This is a genomic window from Streptomyces sp. NPDC002144, assembly GCF_053593695.1.
Map to the genome: position 1 here is coordinate 133,587 of NZ_JBSFDB010000017.1, position 20,494 is coordinate 154,080.

General features: G+C 70.9%; 19 protein-coding genes. 3 read left to right on the plus strand and 16 right to left on the minus strand.

Annotated features, from left to right (window positions below; translation table 11 throughout):
* Positions 1-31 precede the first annotated feature (31 nt).
* From ACWCQ1_RS25480 to ACWCQ1_RS25490, 3 genes are all read left to right on the plus strand, one after another.
* A complete protein-coding gene (locus tag ACWCQ1_RS25480) occupies positions 32-649 on the plus strand; it encodes a mycothiol-dependent nitroreductase Rv2466c family protein (RefSeq protein ID WP_451027454.1) in 618 nt (205 codons plus the stop codon).
* Positions 650-773: 124 nt separating this feature from the next.
* Positions 774-3,383, plus strand: coding sequence for a fibronectin type III domain-containing protein (locus tag ACWCQ1_RS25485; protein ID WP_451027455.1), 2,610 nt, complete (start codon positions 774-776; stop codon positions 3,381-3,383).
* A gap of 111 nt (positions 3,384-3,494) precedes the next feature.
* On the plus strand, positions 3,495-4,442 hold the full coding sequence (locus tag ACWCQ1_RS25490; RefSeq protein WP_358603218.1) for a phosphotransferase family protein: 948 nt from the start codon (positions 3,495-3,497) through the stop codon (positions 4,440-4,442).
* 148 nt (positions 4,443-4,590) lie between these two features.
* Here the strand turns inward: ACWCQ1_RS25490 and ACWCQ1_RS25495 are convergent, their stop codons facing one another.
* The 16 genes from ACWCQ1_RS25495 to sbnA form a co-directional block, all read right to left on the minus strand.
* Complete coding sequence (locus tag ACWCQ1_RS25495; protein WP_358603215.1) at positions 4,591-5,331, minus strand: sirohydrochlorin chelatase; 741 nt, start codon at positions 5,329-5,331, stop codon at positions 4,591-4,593.
* Between the two features lie 6 nt (positions 5,332-5,337).
* Complete coding sequence (locus tag ACWCQ1_RS25500) at positions 5,338-6,216, minus strand: ABC transporter permease (protein WP_133041649.1); 879 nt, start codon at positions 6,214-6,216, stop codon at positions 5,338-5,340.
* Positions 6,203-6,988 (minus strand): ABC transporter ATP-binding protein, encoded by a 786-nt coding sequence (locus tag ACWCQ1_RS25505; RefSeq protein WP_451027456.1) that lies wholly within the window; start codon positions 6,986-6,988, stop codon positions 6,203-6,205. The genes ACWCQ1_RS25500 and ACWCQ1_RS25505 overlap by 14 nt, the downstream gene beginning before the upstream one ends.
* Before the next feature lie 35 nt (positions 6,989-7,023).
* The gene (locus tag ACWCQ1_RS25510; protein ID WP_133041651.1) at positions 7,024-8,142 is read right to left on the minus strand and encodes an aliphatic sulfonate ABC transporter substrate-binding protein; all 1,119 of its coding nucleotides are present in this window, start codon (positions 8,140-8,142) and stop codon (positions 7,024-7,026) included.
* A 233-nt stretch (positions 8,143-8,375) separates the two neighbouring features.
* Entirely contained in the window at positions 8,376-9,704 is a 1,329-nt protein-coding gene (locus ACWCQ1_RS25515) for a sulfate adenylyltransferase subunit 1 (RefSeq protein ID WP_358603209.1), read from the minus strand.
* A gap of 1 nt (position 9,705) precedes the next feature.
* Positions 9,706-10,641, minus strand: coding sequence for a sulfate adenylyltransferase subunit CysD (gene cysD / locus ACWCQ1_RS25520; RefSeq protein ID WP_133041653.1), 936 nt, complete (start codon positions 10,639-10,641; stop codon positions 9,706-9,708).
* Positions 10,638-11,174, minus strand: a complete 537-nt coding sequence (gene cysC / locus ACWCQ1_RS25525) for an adenylyl-sulfate kinase (RefSeq protein WP_358603295.1) — start codon at positions 11,172-11,174, stop codon at positions 10,638-10,640. The genes cysD and cysC overlap by 4 nt, the downstream gene beginning before the upstream one ends.
* Positions 11,175-11,194: 20 nt before the next feature.
* Complete coding sequence (locus ACWCQ1_RS25530; RefSeq protein WP_133041654.1) at positions 11,195-11,905, minus strand: phosphoadenylyl-sulfate reductase; 711 nt, start codon at positions 11,903-11,905, stop codon at positions 11,195-11,197.
* Positions 11,902-12,081, minus strand: coding sequence for a hypothetical protein (locus ACWCQ1_RS25535; protein WP_133041655.1), 180 nt, complete (start codon positions 12,079-12,081; stop codon positions 11,902-11,904). The genes ACWCQ1_RS25530 and ACWCQ1_RS25535 overlap by 4 nt, the downstream gene beginning before the upstream one ends.
* Positions 12,078-13,775, minus strand: a complete 1,698-nt coding sequence (locus tag ACWCQ1_RS25540) for a nitrite/sulfite reductase (protein WP_133041656.1) — start codon at positions 13,773-13,775, stop codon at positions 12,078-12,080. The genes ACWCQ1_RS25535 and ACWCQ1_RS25540 overlap by 4 nt, the downstream gene beginning before the upstream one ends.
* A 128-nt stretch (positions 13,776-13,903) precedes the next feature.
* A complete protein-coding gene (locus tag ACWCQ1_RS25545; RefSeq protein ID WP_309486338.1) occupies positions 13,904-13,987 on the minus strand; it encodes a putative leader peptide in 84 nt (27 codons plus the stop codon).
* A 127-nt stretch (positions 13,988-14,114) separates the two neighbouring features.
* A complete protein-coding gene (locus ACWCQ1_RS25550; RefSeq protein WP_133041657.1) occupies positions 14,115-14,687 on the minus strand; it encodes a GNAT family N-acetyltransferase in 573 nt (190 codons plus the stop codon).
* A 13-nt stretch (positions 14,688-14,700) separates the two neighbouring features.
* Complete coding sequence (locus ACWCQ1_RS25555; RefSeq protein WP_451027457.1) at positions 14,701-15,972, minus strand: hypothetical protein; 1,272 nt, start codon at positions 15,970-15,972, stop codon at positions 14,701-14,703.
* 147 nt (positions 15,973-16,119) lie between these two features.
* Entirely contained in the window at positions 16,120-17,436 is a 1,317-nt protein-coding gene (locus tag ACWCQ1_RS25560) for a GAF domain-containing protein (RefSeq protein WP_451027458.1), read from the minus strand.
* Between the two features lie 371 nt (positions 17,437-17,807).
* Entirely contained in the window at positions 17,808-19,442 is a 1,635-nt protein-coding gene (locus ACWCQ1_RS25565) for an acyl-CoA dehydrogenase family protein (RefSeq protein WP_451027459.1), read from the minus strand.
* Positions 19,443-19,501: 59 nt separating this feature from the next.
* On the minus strand, positions 19,502-20,467 hold the full coding sequence (sbnA, locus tag ACWCQ1_RS25570; RefSeq protein WP_451027460.1) for a 2,3-diaminopropionate biosynthesis protein SbnA: 966 nt from the start codon (positions 20,465-20,467) through the stop codon (positions 19,502-19,504).
* Between the last annotated feature and the right edge of the window lie 27 nt (positions 20,468-20,494).

Below are 20,494 nucleotides of genomic sequence, written 5' to 3' on the forward strand. Positions count from 1 at the left end.
ACTGAACCAATCCCTGACTATCGTCGACCGCATGACGAACAGCGCTCCCGTCCGCGTCGACTTCTGGTTCGACCCCGCCTGCCCCTTCGCCTGGATCACCTCCCGCTGGCTGACGGAGGTCGAGCGCGAGCGTCCGCTCGACCTCCGCTTCCACGTCATGAGCCTGTATCTGCACAACCTCGGCAACGAACTCCCCGACTGGTACCGGGACCTGGTCGACCGGTCGATCGGTCCGGTGCGGGTCGCGGTGGCCGCGGCGGAACGGCACGGGGAGAAGGTCCTGCGCGATCTCTACACCGCTTTCGGCTCCCGCATCCACGAGCGCAAGGCCGAGGACTTCGACGAGGTGATCGCCGAGTCGCTGGCCGAGCTGGGCCTGCCCGACGATCTCGCGGCCGCCGCGCACGACCCGTCCCACGACGAGGCCGTCCGCCGCAGCCACGAAGCCGGCGTCGAGCCCGAGTCCGGTGGCTATGTCGGCACCCCGACGCTGCACGTCGACGGAACCGTGTGGTTCGGGCCCGTGCTCAGGGCCGTTCCGCGCGGCGAGCGGGCGGCCGAACTCTTCGACAGTTTCCGGGTCCTGGCCTCCCATCCCGACTTCTTCGAGCTGAAGCGCACCCGGACCGGCTCTCTGTGCTTCGACTGATCCGATGAATCTACCTTGAGGGTCGGGTGATCGCGTCAATTTCCGTCCCGTTCATTGACTGGGGCACCCAAATGCTCCTACCTTTCCCGGCGTTGGGTACCGGCTTATCCCACGGGAGGGGTACATGCCCACGCACCGAAGAGCCGCCCTGGTCACCCTTGTCACCGCCGTGCTCGCCCTCGGGGTCCCGGGCCTCGTGGCCCCGGCCCAGGCGGCCGCGCCCTTTGACCTCTATGTCTCACCCACCGGCGACGACCATGCCGACGGCAGCGCACGACATCCCGTGCGCACGCTCCAGCACGCCCGCGACCTGGTTCGCGCCAGGACCGCCCACCTGAAGTCCGACCTCACCGTCCACCTCGCCTCCGGCACCTACCGCCAGTCCGGACCCCTGGTCCTCGACGCCCGTGACTCCGGCACCAACGGTCACCGGGTGATCTGGCAGGGCACCGGCGCCACCGTCGTCAGCGGCGGCCGCCAGGTCGTCGGCTGGCACCAGGTCCCCGGCCGCAAGGGACTGTGGGCCGCCCGCGCCCCCCAGGGGCTCACCGACACCCGCCAGTTGTACGTGGACGGGGTGCGCGCCCAGCGGGCCCGCGGGGCCGTGCCGGTCACGCTCACCCAGACCGCGACCGGCTACACCGCCTCCTCGGACACGATCGCCCACTGGAAGCACCCGTCCGACGCCGAGTTCGTCTACACCAGCGGCGAGGCGTTGTGGAACATCGAGCGCAACGGACTCGGCCAGTGGACCGAGCCGCGCTGCCGGATCGCCTCCGCCGAGGGCACCACCATCACCATGGCCCAGCCCTGCTGGGACAACTCCAACAAACGGGTCGAGTTCCCCGACATCCCCGGCCGCACGGTCAGCATGGTCGGCCCGGGCCATCTGACCAACAACGGCAAGGCGACGTACGTCGAGAACGCCTACGAACTCCTCGACCAGCCCGGTGAGTGGTACCTCGACAAGAGCGCCCGAACCGTCTACTACCTGCCGCGCAAGGGCGAGAGCCTCGCCCGCGCCGATGTGGAGGCGGCGGCGGCCGAGAAACTCGTCGACGGCCGTGGCACGTCCGACGCACCCGTGCACGACATCGCCTTCCGCGGCATCCGGTTCAGCTACGCGACCTGGCTGACGCCCTCGCAGCCCGAGGGCTTCTCCGAGATCCAGGCCGGCTACACCATCACCGGCGACAGGGGCTGGGCCACGCAGGGCCTGTGCCAGTACGTCGAGGGCGGCACCTGCCCCTTCGCCTCCTGGACGAAGATGCCCGGCAACGTGTCCTTCGCCTACGGACAGCGTATCCAGTTCGCCGACGACGTCTTCGCGCATCTCGGCGCGTCCGGACTGGACCTGGGCACCGGCAGCAAGGACTCCTCCGTCAGCGGAAGCGTCTTCACCGACATCTCCGGCAACGGACTGGAGATCGGGGGAGTGGATGGCCAGACCCCCGCCTCCGGCGTCCAGGTGACGGACAACCACCTCTACGCCCTGCCCCGCGAGTACCACGGCGCAGTGGCCATCCTCAACGGCTACACCCAGCACAACACCATCGCCCACAACCAGATCGACCACGTCGGCTACAGCGCCGTCTCCATGGGCTGGGGCGGCTGGCCCGACAAGATCGGCGACCCGGCCACCCCGAACCCGAGCCACGACAACGCCGTGCGCGACAACCTGATCTTCGACTACATGCAGGGGCTCGACGACGGCGGCGGCATCTACACCCAGGGGCTGACCGGCACCTCCATGGCCGACGGCGAGAAGGTCACCGGAAACGTCATCCACGACCAGTGGGGCCTGGGCAAGAACGTCTACACCGACAACGGCTGCACCTACGAGACCGTCGAGGGCAACGTCCTCTACAACGCCTCCTACGCCAACGTCGCCTCCCGGCACACCGACTACCGCGACGCCCTCGGCAACAACGACCCGACCCTCGTCAAGGACAACTGGTGGGAGGAGGGCACGGCCGACGGCGACAACAAGGGGCTGGTGACGACCGGGAACCACATCATGAGCGCGCTGTCCGACGTGCCGTCGGCGATCCTCGCCAACGCGGGACTCGAGCCCGCCTACCGGGGTGTGCTCAGCCGCCGGGTCGCAGCCCCGTCGGTGCCGGAGGCGCCGACCCGCGTCGGCACCAGCACCGCGGGCGCGGACGCGCTGTACGTCACCTTCAACCCGGCCTTCGTGGACAACGGTTCACCGGTGACGTCGTACACGGCACGGGCGTACGACGCGACGGGTCGGCAGGTCGCCCAACAGGGTGTCCCGGCAGCCGAGTTCAAGCGGACGGCGCTGGTGCGGATCGGTGGACTGCCGTCGTCCGGCGGGCCGTTCACGGTGACGGTCACCGCGAGCAACAAGTACGGCAGCAGCGAGCCGTCCCTCGCCTCACTGCCGCTGGCGCCCACCGCGGCGACCGCCCTGCCGGGCGCGCCCACCGGCCCCAAGCTGCGCACCTCGGCCACGGCGGCCACCCTCGCCTGGACCCCGCCGACCGCGACCGGGGACGCCAAGGTGGTCGGCTACCGGGTGACCGTCTCCGACGGACGTGACCCGATCGAGGTCACCGGCCGGGACGTCCTGGTCACCCAGCCCTCCGCCAAGGGCATGTTCCGGGTCATCGGCGGACTGAGGCCGGGCACGTCCTACACGGTCACCGTCGCCACGGTGACGGCCGCCGGGGTCGGCCCCGCGGCCACGGTGACCGCGACGACGACGTCCTGAGCCGACCGTCCCGGGTCACGGCCGGCCACGACGGCCACCGTGACCCGGGACCAGGCCCGCCCGTCGTCACCCCGCGCCGGCCAACGGCACTTCGCCGATAGGCTCCCCTTCATGACCACGACCGAGGACTGGTCCAACACCCGCCTGTGGGTGGAGCGGAGTCTGCGGCCGGGGGAGCGTATCCGGGACGTCGGCGCGCTGCGGGGCGGCTGGACGTCGAGGATGCGGCGGCTGGAGATCGACGGCCCTGGGGAGCCGTACACGCTCGTGCTGCGGTCCTTCGTCAAACCCTTCTATCTCAGGGCCGCTTCGGGACTGCTCACCCGCGAGGCCGACATCCTCCGTCTCCTCGCCCCGACGAGCGTCCCGGCCGCCCGGCTGCATGCCGTCGACGCGGCGGGGGAGCACTGCGACCATCCGTCGCTGGTGATGTCGCTGCTGCCGGGGGGCCTGCGGCTGGACGACGACGGCGACGAGGACGTGGAGCGCAGAAGCCGGCTGCTCGCCCGGCAGTTGGCCGCCATCCACGGGCTGCGGGTGCCGGAGGCGGACCGGCCGCGGACGTACGAGGCGTGGACCGCCCCGGATCGGGTGCGGATTCCCGAGAACACCTCGCGGCCGGGGCTGTGGCGCCGGGCCGTGGACGTGATCCGGCGTCCCGCTCCCGACCACCGACCGTGCTTCCTGCACCGTGACTTCCATCCCGGAAACGTGCTCTTCACGGGGTCCGGAACGGATCTCGCCGTCACGGGTGTCGTCGACTGGGTGGAGACGTCCTGGGGGCCGGCCGACCTCGATGTGGCGCACTGCTCGTCCGCGCTCACCCTGCTGCACGGTGTGCCCGCCGGCCTGCGCTTCGCCGACCACTACCGGGCCGCCGGCGGCACCCTCACCGACGATCCGGAGGCCCGCCGCTACTGGCGCGTCCTGGACGCCCTCGGCTTCGCCCCCGACGCCGAGAAGGTCGCCGTGCCCTGGCGGGAACTCGGCCGCACGGACCTGACGCCGTCCGTGCTCACCCGACGCCTTGAGAACCATCTGCTTGCCCTGCTCGACTAAGCGGACATGGTGAAGTCCGGAGCGGTTCGGCAGCGCCCCCGAAGGGGCGCGGGGCTGCGGTCGATTGCGGCTCCGCCGCGCGGGCGCGATCGGCCACGACGGCGCCGCGGACGGCCGACGGCACAGCGCGGCACTTCCAGCGGAGCGCTTAGGCGCCGATCGCGGCCAGTCGGGGCATCCGTGCCCCGTCGTACCGCTCCAGCAGTACCCGTGCCACCTCCGGCGCCGGACCCAGCACGTCGGCCAGGACGTCCGCCTCCATCGCGCCCCGGGCGATACGGTCCGGAAGGAAACCGGGGGCCAGGACGTACGGAGCGACCGCCACCCGCTCGCAGCCGAGCGCCCGCAACTCCCGTACCGCGTCCTCGGTCCGGGGGAGGGACGCGGAGGCGAACGCAGGTCGCACGGCGCACCAACCGGTGTGCCGCCACTCCCGCGCGATGTCGGCGATCACTGCGATCGCCTCCGGGTCGGACGACCCGGCCGAGGCCAGGACGACCCCGGTCGAGGACTTGTCGGCGGGCGTCAGCCCCGCCTCGTACAGACGCCGTTCGAGGGCCCGCAGCAGGAGCGGGGACGGGCCGAGCACGTCCGCCTGGCGGATGCTCAGCTGCGGCGGCGCCTCGCGCAGGACCGCCGGGATGTCGGCCTTGGCGTGGAAGGCGCGGGTCAGAAGGAGGGGGAGCGCCACGACGTCGCGGACGCCCTCCGCCGCCAGGGACTCCAACACCCCGTGCACGGACGGGACGTTGAAGTCCAGGAAGCCCGTCTCCACGCGCAGCCCGGGCCGCAGCGACCGTACCCGGCGCACCAGGGCGTGCACGGTCGCCGCATGCCGCGGATCGCGGCTGCCGTGGGCGACGACGAGGAGAACGGGCTTGTCGTACACGGGCGTTCAGCTCTTCACGAGAAGGCCGCGGCTGCGCAGCACCCAGCGCTCCAGCGGGCTGAAGATCAGCAGGTCGATGGCGATGCCGACGAAGAGGATCAGGATGATGGCCTCGAACACCATGGCCATGTCGCTGTTGGTGCGCGCGTTCTCCAGCAACTGGCCGAGGCCCACGCCGAGATCGGGGAAGCTGGCGATGATCTCCGCCGCCATCAGGGAGCGCCAGGAGAACGCCCAGCCCTGCTTCAGACCAGCCACATAGCCGGGCATCGCGGCCGGCAGGACGACGTGCCACACGCCCTTCACGCCCGTCGCGCCCATCGTGCGGCCCGCCCGCAGGAACAGCGGCGGCACCTGGTCGACGCCGGACACCAGACCGTTGGCGATCGAGGGGACCGCGCCGAGCAGGATGACGGCGTACATCATCGAGTTGTTCAGACCGAGCCAGATCACGGCCGGCGGCACCCACGCCACCGACGGCAGCGACTGCAGCCCGGACAGGATCGGGCCGATCGCCGCCCGCACGAACCTCACCCGCGCCACCAGCAGACCCAGCGGGGTGCCGATCAGCAGCGCGAAGAAGAAGCCCAGCAGACCGCGCGAGACGCTGGTCCAGATGTAGCCGAGCAGATCGCCCTTCAGCCAGGCGTCCTTGAACGTGCTGCCCACCGCACCGGGCGAGGGCAGCTTCGTCGGGTCGTCGACGATCGGGTACAGGACGAACCAGGCGGCCAGCACCACGCCGAGCGCGATGAGCGGCGGCAGGACTTTGTTGACGAGGGTCTGCCGGAGCGTCGGGCGGCCGACGGCCGCGGTCTCCAGTGCGTCCAGGCCGGCCTCGACGCTCCCGGCGTCCTGGGCCGGTGTCGTCTCAGTGCTGGCCATGACGGCGGATCTCCCCACGCAGTACATCGGTGATCTCAAGGGACAGTTCGGCCACGGGCGCGTCCTCGATGCGCCGCGGCTGCGGGATGCCGACCGCCCACTCGCGGGCGATCCGGCCCGGACGCGACGACAGCAGCACCACCCGCTGGGCCAGCCGCACCGCCTCACGCACGTTGTGCGTCACGAACAGGACGGACACGCCCGTCTCCGCCCAGATCCGGGTCAGTTCGTCGTGCAGCACGTCCCGGGTGATGGCGTCGAGCGCGGAGAACGGCTCGTCCATCAGCAGCAGGTTGCTCTCCTGGGCGAGCGCCCGCGCCAGCGCCGCGCGCTGGCGCATACCGCCGGAGAGTTCGTGGACGCGCTTGCCGTACGCGCCCTGCAGCCGGACCAGTTCGAGCAGGCGCTCCGCCTTCTCGCGGCGGTCGGCCTTGGCGACTCCCCTCAGCTTGAGGGCGAGTTCGATGTTCTTGCCCGCGGTGAGCCACGGGAACAGGGCGTGCTCCTGGAACATCAGGGCGGGGCGCCCGTCCGTCGTGATGGAGCCCGCGCTGGGCGCGTCCAGTCCCGCCACCAGGTTCAGCAGCGTGGACTTTCCGCAGCCCGAGGCCCCCAGGAGGGTGACGAACTCACCCGGCGCGACATCGATGCTGATGTCGTCCAGGACGAGCTGCTGCCCACCGGGTGTCGCGAAGGACTTCGAGACGTGCTCGAGGCGCGCCGCGTATTCGACGGACTCGTCGGCCTTGGCGAGCGTCGTGGTCGTGGCCATGGTCGTCACCTCCTGGGAACAGTTCGGGGCGTGCGTCAGCTGGTGCCGAGACCGGCGGCGTCGACCGTGGGCTCACCCTCGGCCTTGAGGACCTTGTTGAGGATGGTCAGGTCGTAGATGCCCTTGAGGTCGGGCTTCGCCAGCAGACCGGCCTTGACTGCGTGCTCCGCCTCCGTGTTGAGGGTGGAGGCCAGCGGGTCGTCGGTGAACTGGATCGACTTCCACGCCGGGTCCAGGACGTTCGGCTTGAGCGCCTTGCCGGAGTCCGCCTCCAGCTGCTTGTTTGCCGCGGCCTTCGCCTGGTCCGGGTTGGCGTTGATCCACTTGTTGGCCTCGACGGAGGCCTTCAGCACCGCCTCGACGGCCTTCGGGTGCTCCTTGAGGAACTGCTGGCGGACGATGATGTTCGTGATCACGAACTTCTTGTCGGGCCACAGCGAGGCCTCGTCCAGCAGGACCTTGCCGCCCTCGGCCACCAGCTTCGACGCGGTCGGCTCCGGCACCCACGCGCCGTCGATCGAACCGGCCTTGAAGGCGTCCGGCGTGATCTTGTTGTCCGTGCGGACGACCGTGACGTCGCCCTTGCCGCTCTGCGCGTCGACCTTCCAGCCCTGGTCCGCGGCCCAGTTGAGGAACGCCACGTCCTGCGTGTTGCCCAGCTGGGGCGTCGCGATCTTCTTGCCCTTGACGTCCTTCAGGGACGTGATCTTCTTCGGGTTCACGACCAGCTTCACACCGCCGGAGGCCGAACCACTGATGATCTTCAGGCTCTTGCCGTTGGACTTGGTGTAGCCGTTGATCGACGGGGAGGGACCGATCCAGCCGATGTCGATGGAGCCGGAGTTGAGCGCCTCGATCTCGGACGGGCCCGCGTTGAAGGTCGCGTAGTCCGCCTTGGTGGCGCCGAGCTCCTTCTGGAACAGGCCCTGCTCACGGGCGACCAGCGCGGTGCCGTGGGTCAGGTTGCCGAAGTAACCGATCTTCACGGAGTCCAGACCGTCGATCTTCGACGACCCGGCGGCGACCTTCTGCTTGGAGGAGGAGTCGCTCTTGCTGGAGTCGGACCCGTAGCCGCAGGCGGCGAGAGTGAGAAGGGGAAGGGCGGCGACCACGGCGGCTCCGCGGCGCAGGAAGGTGGAGCGGTTGACAGGCACGGGAGGCTTTCCTCTCGTTGGCCCGGCGGTCACGGTCTCTCAGGTCGTGGCCGGGAGTTCGGCAGGGGTCTTCGTCGCTTCCGGGACGTCGGGTGGGGGGACGGGGCGCGCAGGCAGTGCGCGTACGTCAGCGCACACATCGCGCCACTCCGCCCTGCCCGCTGCCGAGGGCACCGCTGCCGACGCGGCCGCCCTCCTTCGCGAACGTGGAGTAGAAATCGGGGGAGTTCATGTCAGAAGTCCCACCCGTCGTCCTCGGCCTCGTCCTTGACGGGCTCGGGGGAGGCGAACGACTCGCCGACCATGCCCGCGGTGAGCGTGGTGCCGTCGCTCGGGTCGATCAGGATGAACGAACCCGTGCGGCGGGAGTCGGCGTAGGAGTCCACCGGCAGCGGCTCCGCGGTGCGGATCTTCACACGGCCGATGTCGTTGGCGACGAGCTGTCCCGGGTGCGGGTGCAGGGACAGGTCGTCGAGCGTGAGCCGGGAGGGGATGTCCTTGACGATCGCCTTCACGGTGCGGGTGCCGTGCTTGAGGAGCACGCGGTGGCCGACGGTCAGCGGCGCGTCGGCGACGTGGCAGACGGTCGCCTCGATGTCCTGCGTGGTGGGCGGAGCGTCCTTGCTGGGCACGATCAGGTCGCCGCGCGAGATGTCGATGTCGTCCTCCAGCAGGATCGTCACCGACTGGGTGGTCCAGGCGACGTCGACCGGCTCGCCGAGCAGGTCGATGCCGGAGATCCGGGAGGCATGGCCCGAGGGCAGCACGGTGACCGCCTCGCCGACGTGGAAGGAACCGGCGGCGATCTGGCCGGCGTAACCGCGGTAGTCGGGGTGCTCGGCGGTCTGCGGCCGGATCACGTACTGCACCGGAAGCCGGGCGTGGCAGTGGCTGAGGTCATGGCTCACCGGAACGGTCTCGAGGTGTTCCAGGACCGTCGGGCCGCCGTACCAGTCCATGTTCGCCGACGGCTCCACCACGTTGTCGCCGGCCAGTGCGGAGATCGGGATCGCGGTGACCTCGGGGACGCCGAGCTCGGTCGCGTACGCCGTGAACTCCTCGGCGATCGCCGCGAAGACGGATTCCCGGTAGTCGACCAGGTCCATCTTGTTGACGGCGAGGGCCACGTGCGGGACGCGCAGGAGCGCGGCGATCGCCGCGTGCCGGCGGGTCTGCTCGACCACGCCGTTGCGGGCGTCCACGAGGATCACCGTCAGCTCGGCCGTCGAGGCACCGGTGACCATGTTGCGGGTGTACTGCACATGGCCCGGGGTGTCGGCGAGGATGAACCGCCGCTTCGGCGTGGCGAAGTAGCGGTAGGCCACGTCGATGGTGATCCCCTGCTCGCGCTCGGCCCGCAGGCCGTCCGTCAGCAGTGCGAGGTCCGGGGCCTCCTGGCCGCGGTTGCGGGAGGCGTGCTCGACGGCCTCCAGCTGGTCGGTCAGCACCGACTTGGAGTCGTGCAGCAGCCGTCCGACGAGCGTGGACTTGCCGTCGTCGACCGAACCGGCCGTCGCGAAGCGCAGCAGGGTGGTCTCGGAGAGCTCCGTGGTCGTGGTCATCCTAGAAGTACCCCTCGCGCTTGCGGTCTTCCATCGCGGCCTCGGACAGCTTGTCGTCGGCGCGGGTGGCACCCCGCTCGGTCAGCCGGGACGCGGCGATCTCCGTGATGACCTGCTCCAGCGTCACCGCGTCGGAGTCGACGGCACCGGTGCAGGACATGTCACCGACGGTCCGGTAGCGCACGAGCCGCTTCTCGACCTTCTCGCCGTCCTTCGGGCCGCCCCACTCGCCGGCGGTCAGCCACATGCCGTCGCGGCTGAACACCTCACGCTCGTGCGCGAAGTAGATCTCCGGCAGCTCGATGCCCTCACGGGCGATGTACTGCCACACGTCCAGCTCGGTCCAGTTGGACAGCGGGAACACCCGCACGTGCTCGCCGGGCGCGTGCCGGCCGTTGTAGAGGTTCCACAGCTCGGGGCGCTGGCGGCGCGGGTCCCACTGCGAGAACTCGTCCCGCAGCGAGAACACCCGCTCCTTAGCGCGGGCCTTCTCCTCGTCCCGGCGCCCGCCGCCGAAGACCGCGTCGAACCTCTCCGCCTGGATCTTCTCCGTCAGCGGCAGGGTCTGCAGCGGGTTACGGGTGCCGTCCGGACGCTCCTTGAGCACGCCCCGGTCGATGTAGTCCTGTACGGAGGCCACATGGAGGCGCAAGCCATGTGCGGCCACCACACGGTCCCGGTACTCGAGGACCTCGGGGAAGTTGTGTCCGGTGTCCACGTGCAGCAGCGAGAAGGGCACGGCGGCCGGCGCGAAGGCCTTCAGCGCCAGGTGCAGCATGAGGATGGAGTCCTTGCCGCCGGAGAAGAGGATCACCGGCCGCTCGAACTCGCCCGCCACCTCACGGAAGATGTGCACCGCCTCGGACTCCAGCGCGTCCAGGTGGGACAGCGCGTACGGGGCGTCCGTCCCCTCGTGCACGGATGCGACGGTCGTCATGCCAGTCCCCTCTCGGTGAGCAGCGCGTGGACCGCGGCCGCGGACTCCTGGACGGTCTGGTGCTGCGACTCGATGCGCAGATCCGGCGACTCGGGCTCCTCGTAGGGGTCGTCCACACCCGTCAGCCCGGTCAGTTCACCCGCCGCCTGCTTGGCGTACAGACCCTTCACATCGCGTACGGAGCACACCTCGACCGGGGTCGCCACATGCACCTCGATGTACGCCGCCCCGCTCTCCTGGTGCCGCTTGCGCACCGCGTCCCGGCTGTCGGCGTACGGCGCGATGACCGGGACCAGCGCCTTGACGCCGTTGCGGGCGAGCAGTTCGGCGAGGAAGCCGATGCGCTGCACGTTGGTGTGCCGGTCCTCGCGGCTGAAGCCGAGGCCCGCGGAGATGAACTCGCGGATCTCGTCGCCGTCGAGCACCTCGACGCGATGGCCCTCGGCGCGCAGCCGGCCGGCCAGTTCGTACGCGATGGTGGTCTTGCCGGCACTCGGCAGACCCGTGAGCCAGACGGTGGCTCCGGTCGTCACCTGCAACTCCTCGGTCGTCGTCATTCGTGCAGCCCGCACTCGGTCTTGCCCCGGCCCGCCCAGCGGCCGGCCCGCGCGTCCTCGCCCTCGAGCACCCGGCGGGTGCAGGGGGCGCAGCCCACGGAGGCGTAGCCGTCCATCAGCAACGGGTTGGTCAGGACGCCGTGTTCGCTCACGTAGGCGTCCACGTCGTCCTGGCTCCAGCGGGCGATCGGGGAGATCTTGACCTTCTGCCGCTTCTCGTCCCAGCCGACGACCGGGGTGTTCGCCCGGGTCGGGGACTCGTCACGGCGCAGGCCGGTCGCCCAGGCCGTGTAGTTCCTCAGGCCCTGCTCCAGCGGCTGGACCTTGCGCAGCTTGCAGCACAGGTCGGGGTCGCGGTCGTGCAGCTTCGGGCCGTACTCCGCGTCCTGCTCGGCGACCGTCTGGCGCGGGGTGAGGGTGATGACGTTGACGTCCATCACGGCCTCGACCGCGTCACGGGTGCCGATGGTCTCCTCGAAGTGGTAACCGGTGTCGAGGAACACGACGTCGACGCCGGGCATCGCGCGGGAGGCGAGGTGGGCGACCACCGCGTCCTCCATCGACGAGGTCACGCAGAAACGCTTGCCGAAGGTCTGCGCCGCCCACTGGAGGATCTCCAGCGCGGAGGCGTCCTCCAGATCGCGGCCCGCCTGCTCGGCGAGCGCCTTGAGCTCCTCGGTCGTACGGTCCTGCGTCACGGCGTTCATATCTCGTCTCCCGCTGCCTCGGAGTGCTGAAGGCCCCGGGCGAGCAGCCCGAGGAACTTCAACTGGAAGGCCCGGTTGCACGCCGCGCATTCCCAGGCGCCGTGGCCCTGCTCGGCCGGACGCAGGTCCTCGTCGCCGCAGTAGGGGCAGTAGAAGGGGGCGGCCCGCTCGCTCACGACAGGGCCTCCTCGGAGGCGCGCGCGGCCCAGGCGGCGAACCGCTCGCCGTCCTCGCGCTCGTCCTGGAAGCGCTTCAGAACGCGCTCGACGTAGTCGGGCAGCTCCTCGGCGGTGACCTTCAGGCCGCGCACCTTGCGCCCGAACCCGGCCTCCAGGCCGAGCGCGCCACCGAGGTGCACCTGGTACCCCTCGACCTGGTTGCCGTCCTTGTCGAGGACCAACTGCCCCTTGAGACCGATGTCCGCCACCTGGATACGGGCGCAGGCGTTCGGGCAGCCGTTGAGGTTGATGGTGATCGGCTCGTCGAACTCCGGGATGCGGCGCTCGAGTTCGTCGATCAGCTGGGAGCCGCGGGCCTTGGTCTCGACGATCGCCAGCTTGCAGTACTCGATGCCGGTGCAGGCCATGGTGCCGCGCCGGAACGGCGACGGCTTGGCCGTCAGGTCCAGCGCCTCGAGCGCCTCGACCAGCGGCTCCACCTGCTCCTCCTCGACGTCGAGGACGATCATCTTCTGCTCGACGGTGGTGCGCACCCGGCCCGAGCCGTGGGCCTCCGCCAGGTCGGCGATCTTGGTGAGCGTGGTGCCGTCGACACGGCCGACGCGCGGTGCGAAACCGACGTAGTAGCGGCCGTCCTTCTGCCGGTGCACACCGACGTGGTCACGCCAGCGCTGCAGCGGCTCGGCGGGCGCCGGACCGTCGACGAGCGTCCGCTTGAGGTACTGCTCCTCCAGCACCTGCCGGAACTTCTCCGCGCCCCAGTCGGCGACCAGGAACTTCAGCCGGGCCCTGGTGCGCAGGCGCCGGTAACCGTAGTCGCGGAAGATCCCGACGACGCCCGCCCAGACCTCCGGGACCTCCTCCAGCGGCACCCAGGCGCCGAGCCGGACGCCGATCTTCGGGTTGGTGGACAGGCCGCCGCCGACCCAGAGGTCGAACCCGGGGCCGTGCTCGGGGTGTTCGACGCCCACGAAGGCGATGTCGTTGATCTCGTGGACCACGTCGAGGAGCGGGGAACCGGAGATCGCCGTCTTGAACTTGCGCGGCAGGTTGGAGAACTCCTTGCTGCCGATGTAGCGGTCGTGGATCTCGTCGATCGCCCAGGTGCCGTCGATGATCTCGTCCTCGGCGATGCCGGCGACCGGCGAGCCGATGACGACACGCGGGCAGTCGCCGCAGGCCTCGGTGGTCGACAGCCCGACCGCCTCCAGGCGGTTCCAGATCTCCGGCACGTCCTCGATGCGGATCCAGTGCAGCTGGATGTTCTGCCGGTCCGTGATGTCCGCGCTGCCCCGCGCGAACTCCTCGGAGACCCCTCCGATCACCCGCAGCTGCTGGGTCGTGAGGCGGCCGCCGTCGATCCGCACCCGCAGCATGAAGTACTTGTCGTCCAGCTCCTCCGGCTCCAGGATCGCGGTCTTGCCGCCGTCGATCCCGGGCTTGCGCTGGGTGTACAGGCCCCACCAGCGCATCCGCCCGCGCAGGTCGTTGGGGTCGATGGAGTCGAAGCCCCGCTTGGAGTAGATCGTCTCAATGCGTGTCCGCACATTGAGACCGTCGTCGTCCTTCTTGAACTGCTCGTTGCCGTTGAGGGGGGTGTAGTGCCCCATCGCCCACTGGCCCTCACCGCGGTGACGGCTCACCTTGCGGCGGACTGGCGCGGCGGCGGGCTTCTGCGGGGTGGCGGCCATGGTGGTTACGTCCTTCGGGACAGGCGGGGATTCGGCTCTGACCTGCGCGTTCGGGCGCATGGGCATACGTGCGCGGCGTTGCGCGAAAGAGAGGGAATGTCAGGAGATGTCGGGCTTCGCTGTGGCTGTCAGCTCGCCGGACAGATGGCGCTGGACATGCGGCCGAGGTCGACGTGCCGCCGACTCACCAAGGCAATTCCAGTTCCAGACATGACGGAAGCGTGTCATGGCAGTCTGGACACAGTCCAGCTTCGTCCGCCATGCGGACATCCTTGTCTCGTTTGATGAGACAAGGGTGTCGTCGATCACATGCGTCGTACGTGCTCTTGTCCGCGCAGGTCAGACGCGGTATGCCCCCGGCCAGGGGCCCGGCGCGGCCACCTCCGGCTGCTCCTCGACCTTGGTGTCGAAGAGCCTGAAGCCCCGCCGGAGGTAGTTGTCCATCGCATGCTCCCCGTCCAGGCTGCACGTATGCAACCAGACCCGCTTGGTCACGGCCAGCCCTGGCCAGCGGTCCGCGAGGTCCCAGGCGCGGGCGGCGCCGTACGACAGCAGGTGCCCGCCGATGCGCCGGCCGCGGAATGCCGGGATGAGCCCGAAGTAGACGATCTCCACGACCCCGTCGTCCTGCGGCTCCAGCTCCACGTAACCGGCGGGCGTGCCCCGGTCGTGGGCGACCCAGGTCTCCACGCCCGGCCGCCGAAGGTGCTCCAGCCACCGCGCGTGGCTCCAGCCGAGCCGGTCGATCCAGCGGATGTCGCCGCCGACGGACGCGTACAGGAAACGGCTGAACTCGGGGGAGGGCACCTCGGAGCGGACGATCCGCACGTCCCCCTCGGGCGCGGCGGCCGGCAGGAGGTCGGTCGGGGCTGTCTGCTCCAGCGACCAGGTGGTCACGGGGATGTTCGTCATGCCCGCCAGAAAATCATTCGGCCAGGGATCTGTCGATCGAGCTCAGCGGCAGTGCGTACAGCATCCGCCCCGACTGGGACCAGACCTCGCCGGTCTCCTCCCAGAAGGACAGCGAGCCCGCCCGGCCGCCCCAGCAGTGGTGCGAGTCGTCCGAACCGCACTCGGTGGCCTTCGCGCCCTGCCGGTTCTGCCGCCAGAGGGTGCCCCGATCGTCTCGACTGTCGGACGGCCGGTCCAGATACCAGTCGGAGCCGTACGACAGGACGCCGGCGATGCCGGTCGTTTTCGTCTCGTACGCCTCACTGGCGACCGCCCGTCCCTCGGCGTCGGTGGCCAGCAGGCCGGCGCGGGCGGGATTGCTGCTGAAGCGGTAGCGCCACAGCCGGGTGGGCCGGTCGCTGTTCGCGGGCACCGACTCGCTCGCCACCAGGCTGTCGGGCGCGGTGCTGCGGTCGAGGGAGACGGCCGCCGGACGCGGGGTGCCCCGGCCGAGCGTGTACGACCCCACGGCGGGCAGCACATAGCGGGCGCCGTACGCCGACCAGCCGCCGCGGACCCTGCCCACCCGGTCGCTGTCCACGGAGGCCCGCTGGACGCGGCGCAGATCGTAGACGTACAGGCCCTTGGCGGTGGTGACCAGGAGTTTGTCCTGGTACCAGACCAGTCCCGAGACGGTGGAGGCCAGGCCCGTGTAGTTGCGGCCGCCGTCGGTCGGCACGGCCAGCAGCGCCCAGGTGTAGGTGAGGTGGTCCGGGTCGTCGGCGTTGACGAAGGCGACCCGGGCCTGGCCCGGCCTGCCCGCGCGGCCGGGGTGGCTCCAGCCGGAGAGGATCACCCGGTCGTCGCCCCAGTGGCCGTCGTCGTCGGCGTCCCCGGAGGTCGTCACCGCGCCGGCCCGCCAGCCGCGGGTGTCGGCGGAGTCCCAGCAGTACGCGCGCGTGGCCGCCGGTTCGACCGGCAGCGCCGAGCGGTCGGCGGTCGTGCAGTCGGCCGGGGTGCGCAGCGCGCGGTCGGTGTCCGCGAGGACGGAGCGCACCCCGACGGGTCTGCCCATCGCCGAGGCGAGCCGGTCCAGGGTGGCCCTCGGGACCAGGTGCTCCTGAAGCGGGAACCCGGAGGTCCCGGCCGTGTCGAGCGCCTTCAGACCGCCCGGGTCCTCACTCACCGAGGCCTGCGAGGCGCTGATCATGGTGGCGGCCGCGGTGAGCGCGAGGGCGGTACCGGCGAGGAAAGCGCGCAGCGCGCGGCCACGCTTCTGCCGACGGTGCCTGCCACGACTCTTCATAGGTCCTCCCGAGGCGAGCCAACTGCGGCCAATGGTCCTTGTGTTGACCAAAGGCGCAGGTGGGGTGGCCCGTAGAGGGATGCTACGGCAGTCAAGGGCGGCTCGGCACGAAGACCCTGCAAATATGCGGAAGATGGTGCGTCACGGTCACTCCGTGATACCGGAAGGACACATTCGGGGCATCCCGTCCGTCATCCGCGCGCCCACGACCGCGGGCGCCGTCGAGTGCGGCAGCAGATCGCGCGGATCGTCCGGCAGCACCACGTCCACCTCCGAGTCCTCCCCGAAGCGGTACGGCCGGTGCTCCAGCACACCGCCCAGGTAGCGCCGCACCCGGGACATCTCGGCGCGCACGGTCACCGTGCGCGCGGGGTCGCCGAACACCTCCTCGGCCAGCCCCGCGGCACTGTGCCCGCCCCGCCGCAGCGCCAGCAGGTACAGCAACTCGGCATGCCGAGGACTCAGTTCCCGGCTCCAGGAGCCGGCGCTCCCGGACACCGTCACCGACCAGCGGCGCGGCTGGGAGAGGTCCAGCACGACCCGGGTGGCCGTCCGCGGCTCCGGCTCGGCCGAGGCGCGCACCAACCAGCCCCCGGCCAGCGGCTCCACCGAGCACAGCCCGAGCGGCGGCAGCCACCGGCGGCCCGCCGACAGGGACTTGGGCAGGGCGATCCGACCGGTGTAAGGCATCCCGGTGACCGCGGCCGTCCAGCCGTCCCGGTCCACCACCAGGGCCTGTCCGCTCAGCCGGGCCAGCACCGGGGCCGCCGTGGCCCGCAGCCGCTCCAGCGACCCCAGATGCAGCTCGCGCAGCCGGGACTCGGCGAGCTTGGCCACCGAGTCGACCCAGGCTAGCGTCGCCGGGTGCATCGTCTCCAGCGGCCCGCTGACGTCCACCACGCCGAGCAGCCGGCCGTCGCGCGGATCGGTGATCGGGGCGCCGCTGCACGTCCAACTGGTCTGCGAGCGCACGAAGTGCTCCGAGCCGAAGACCTGCACGGGCCGCCGTACCACCGCCGGGGTGCCGATGCCGTTGGTGCCGACGACGTCCTCCTGCCAGTCCGCGCCCAGTTCGAAGCCGAGCCCGTCGGCCCGGCGCAGCACCGCGGGGCTGCCCTCCCGCCACAGCACCCGGCCGTCCCGGTCGGCGACCACCATGATGTGGTGGGCGACGTCCGCCACCGACAGCAGGCCCTCCCGCAGCACGGGCAGGACGTGCCGCAGCTCCGTGGTCTCCCGGCGCCTGCGCACCTCCTCGGGCGAGAGCAGGCCGGAGCGCCGGTCCCGGTCGGGATCGATGCCGCCGCGCAGCATGCGCTCCCAGGACTGTTCGATCACCGGGCGCGGGGCGACGGGCCCGCGCCCGCCGGCGAGCGTGGCGGAACGGACCTCGCTGAGTACCCGCGCCGCACGCGCCGCGTCGACCACGGCGAGCTGCGCCACGTCCGTCGGCGAGAGTGCCACTGGTCCTCCCCGGGGTCGTCTTGACTGTCCGTCTCATAGTGCCGGTCCCGGTTGACGGACGGACACAGTCCGGCCACAGACAGCAGCAAGTTGCAACCCCTTGCAACCCTGGTGAACGCTCCGAGCTTGTTTGAATATTGAGCGACGCCGTCCCGAGCGGCGTTCACGGCCTCGAACGGGCCAGTGCGGCGGGGGTGGTGCCGTGTCGGCGCAGCACCACCTCCGCCTTCGGTGACTTGGCCGACTTCGCCATCCGGGGTGCGGCCTGGTGTGCGTCGGCGGGTGCGGGTTGGGTCGTGGCTGGTCGCGCCCGCGCGGCGGAGCCGCAAATCGACACAGCCTCGCGCCCCTTCAGGGCGGTTTGCCCTGGGTCAGTTGACGGGGAGGGCTCGGTTCACCACCGCAGCCAGGTCCAGGGTGGGCGGCAGGGTACCGAAGGTTGGGCCTCCGTCGGCTCCCAGGCGGGAGGCGCAGAAGGCGTCGGCCACTTCCGGTGGGGCGAAGCGGGCCAGGAGGGAGCCCTGGAGGACCAGGGCGAGGCGTTCCGTCAGGCGGCGGGCGCGAGCCTCGACGCCGTCCAGGCCGGAGAGCTCGGTCAGGAGGTCCTTGATCGCGCCGTCGAGGCGGTGGTCGGCGCCACGGGCCTTGCCGACCTCCTGGAGGTAGGCGTTCAGGGCGTGCGGCTCGCGTCGCAGCGCGCGCAGCACGTCAAGGGCCTGGATGTTTCCGGCGCCCTCCCAGACCGAGTTCAGCGGTGACTCGCGCACCAGCCGGGGCATGCCGGACTCCTCGACGTAGCCGTTGCCGCCGAGGCACTCCGCGGCCTCCACGACGACCGGGGCGCACCGCTTGGTCACCCAGTACTTGGCGGCCGGTACGGCGATCCGCAGCAGCGCCCGCTCCTGCTCGCCGCCCTCGTCGCAGGCGGCCGCGAGCCTGAGCGCGAGGGTGGTCGCCGCCTCCGACTCCAGCGCCAGGTCGGCCAGCACGTTGCGCATCAGCGGCTGGTCGGCGAGCTTCGCGCCGAACGCCTCCCGGTGGCCGCAGTGGTGCACGGCCTGCGCGACCGCCTGCCGCATCAGGCCCGCCGAGCCCAGCACGCAGTCCAGCCGGGTCGCGGCCACCATGTCGATGATGGTGGGCACCCCGCGCCCCTCCTCACCGACCCGGCGCGCCCAGGTCCCGTCGAACTCGACCTCGCTCGAGGCGTTCGAGCGGTTGCCGAGCTTGTCCTTGAGCCGCTGGATGAGGAAGACGTTGCGGGAACCGTCTTCCAGCACCCGCGGTACAAGGAAACAGGTCAGTCCGCCGGGCGCCTGCGCGAGCACGAGGAACCCGTCGGACATGGGCGCCGAACAGAACCACTTGTGCCCGGTGAGCTCGTACTCGCCGTCCGCGGCGAGCGGCCGGGCGGCCGTCGTGTTCGCCCGTACGTCACTGCCGCCCTGCTTCTCGGTCATGCCCATGCCGAACAGGGAGCCGGCCTTGAGCCGGGCCGGCCTGAGCTCACGGTCGTAGATCATCGACGTCAGCCGCGGCTCCCACTCAGCGGCGAGAGCGGGATCGGCGCGCAGGGCGGGGACGGCGGCGTGGGTCATCGACAGGGGGCAGAGGTTGCCGGCCTCCACCTGGGTCCACACCACGAACGCCGCCGCTCTGCGCACATGGCCGCCGGGCCGGGTCCAGGCGGCGGTCAGCCCGGCCGCGACGCCCTTGCCGAGCAGCCGGTGCCAGGCGGGGTGGAAGTCGACCTCGTCGACACGGTGGCCGTAGCGGTCGTGCGTACGCAGCCGGGGTGGGTTGTCGTTGGCCTGGGCGCCCCACTCCTGCAGCTGTGCCGACCCGGCGGACTGCCCGAGCGCGGCCAGCTCGGCGTGGACCTCGTCGAGCAGACCGGGGGCGAGGTGGCGCTCCACGGCCGCGGTCAGGGCATGGTCGGCGCCGTAGACGTCGTAGCCGGTCAGAGGCGGGGGCTGGTTGGTCACGGTGTGCGTGGTGCCTGCCATGCCGCGAAAGTACCCCGTACCGGCGCCGGTCAGCACACTTCAGTGCGCCGGGCGGTGCGTCACGCGAGCCGGGCCATCGCCGGCTCCCGCTCCAGCGCGTCCGACGGCCACCCCTCCCGGTACACCGTGTCCAGGTAGCGCTCGCCGAGGTCCGGGGCGATCGCCACCGCCGTGAGGCCCTTGCGGCCGTGTTCCGCCAGCCACTGGCCCGCGCCGCTGATCACCGTGCCGGTCGAGCCGCCGAACAGGAAGCCCCGGGCGGCGAGCCGCCGGCACGCCAGCACCGTGTCGCTCTCCTCCACCCGGACCAGGTCGTCGACGTACGACTCGTCGAGCAGCCGCGGCGGCACGCTCGTGCCAAGGCCGGGGATCATCCGGCGCCCGGGCGCCCCGCCGAAGCTCACCGAACCCACGCTGTCGACGGCCACGATCCGCACCCGGTGCCGCCACTGCCAGAACCAGCGGGCGCAGCCCATCAGCGTCCCGGTCGTGCCGGCCCCGACGAACAGGACGTCCAGGTGCGGGAAGCGGCGGCCGATGGCCGGCGCGGTCGTCCGGTAGTGCGCCTTCCAGTTCCCGTGGTTGGTGTACTGGTTGAGCCACACGTATCTGTCGTCGGACGCGCACAGCGCTCCCACGTACGCCATCCGGGCGCCGAGGAAACCCCCGCGCGGATCCGGCTCCTCGATCACGTGCACCTCGCTGCCCAGCGCCTCCATCAGCCGGACCGTCGGCTCGTTGCAGCGCGCGTCGGTGACGCACAGGAACCGGTGTCCACGGCTGGCCGCGATCACGCTGAGCGCGACGCCCAGGTTCCCGGACGACGACTCGACCAGTACCGATCCGGGCCGCAGCAGCCCGTCCCGCTCGGCGGCGTCCACCATCTCGGTGGCCGCCTTGATCTTGATGGAGCCGGCGAAGTTGAACCCTTCGCACTTCAGGTACAGCGGCAGCCCCAGCGCGGCCCGCAGGTCGACATAGAGCTCCTCCTCGTTGAACTGAACAGGGTCGGAAATGACGGGCATGATGTCCCCTTCTCATGCGTCACGCAG

What these genes read in the sequence shown, in the direction of transcription:
- ACWCQ1_RS25540 (WP_133041656.1), bottom strand. Translation starts at nt 13,775, where the DNA reads ATGGCCGCCACCCCGCAGAAGCCCGCCGCCGCGCCAGTCCGCCGCAAG.
- ACWCQ1_RS25515 (WP_358603209.1), bottom strand. Translation starts at nt 9,704, where the DNA reads ATGACCACGACCACGGAGCTCTCCGAGACCACCCTGCTGCGCTTCGCG.
- ACWCQ1_RS25500 (WP_133041649.1), bottom strand. Translation starts at nt 6,216, where the DNA reads ATGGCCAGCACTGAGACGACACCGGCCCAGGACGCCGGGAGCGTCGAG.
- ACWCQ1_RS25550 (WP_133041657.1), bottom strand. Translation starts at nt 14,687, where the DNA reads ATGACGAACATCCCCGTGACCACCTGGTCGCTGGAGCAGACAGCCCCG.
- ACWCQ1_RS25485 (WP_451027455.1), top strand. Translation starts at nt 774, where the DNA reads ATGCCCACGCACCGAAGAGCCGCCCTGGTCACCCTTGTCACCGCCGTG.
- ACWCQ1_RS25480 (WP_451027454.1), top strand. Translation starts at nt 32, where the DNA reads ATGACGAACAGCGCTCCCGTCCGCGTCGACTTCTGGTTCGACCCCGCC.
- sbnA (WP_451027460.1), bottom strand. Translation starts at nt 20,467, where the DNA reads ATGCCCGTCATTTCCGACCCTGTTCAGTTCAACGAGGAGGAGCTCTAT.
- cysD (WP_133041653.1), bottom strand. Translation starts at nt 10,641, where the DNA reads ATGACGACCGTCGCATCCGTGCACGAGGGGACGGACGCCCCGTACGCG.
- ACWCQ1_RS25490 (WP_358603218.1), top strand. Translation starts at nt 3,495, where the DNA reads ATGACCACGACCGAGGACTGGTCCAACACCCGCCTGTGGGTGGAGCGG.
- ACWCQ1_RS25565 (WP_451027459.1), bottom strand. Translation starts at nt 19,442, where the DNA reads ATGGCAGGCACCACGCACACCGTGACCAACCAGCCCCCGCCTCTGACC.
- ACWCQ1_RS25555 (WP_451027457.1), bottom strand. Translation starts at nt 15,972, where the DNA reads ATGAAGAGTCGTGGCAGGCACCGTCGGCAGAAGCGTGGCCGCGCGCTG.
- ACWCQ1_RS25545 (WP_309486338.1), bottom strand. Translation starts at nt 13,987, where the DNA reads ATGTCTGGAACTGGAATTGCCTTGGTGAGTCGGCGGCACGTCGACCTC.
- ACWCQ1_RS25505 (WP_451027456.1), bottom strand. Translation starts at nt 6,988, where the DNA reads ATGGCCACGACCACGACGCTCGCCAAGGCCGACGAGTCCGTCGAATAC.
- ACWCQ1_RS25530 (WP_133041654.1), bottom strand. Translation starts at nt 11,905, where the DNA reads ATGAACGCCGTGACGCAGGACCGTACGACCGAGGAGCTCAAGGCGCTC.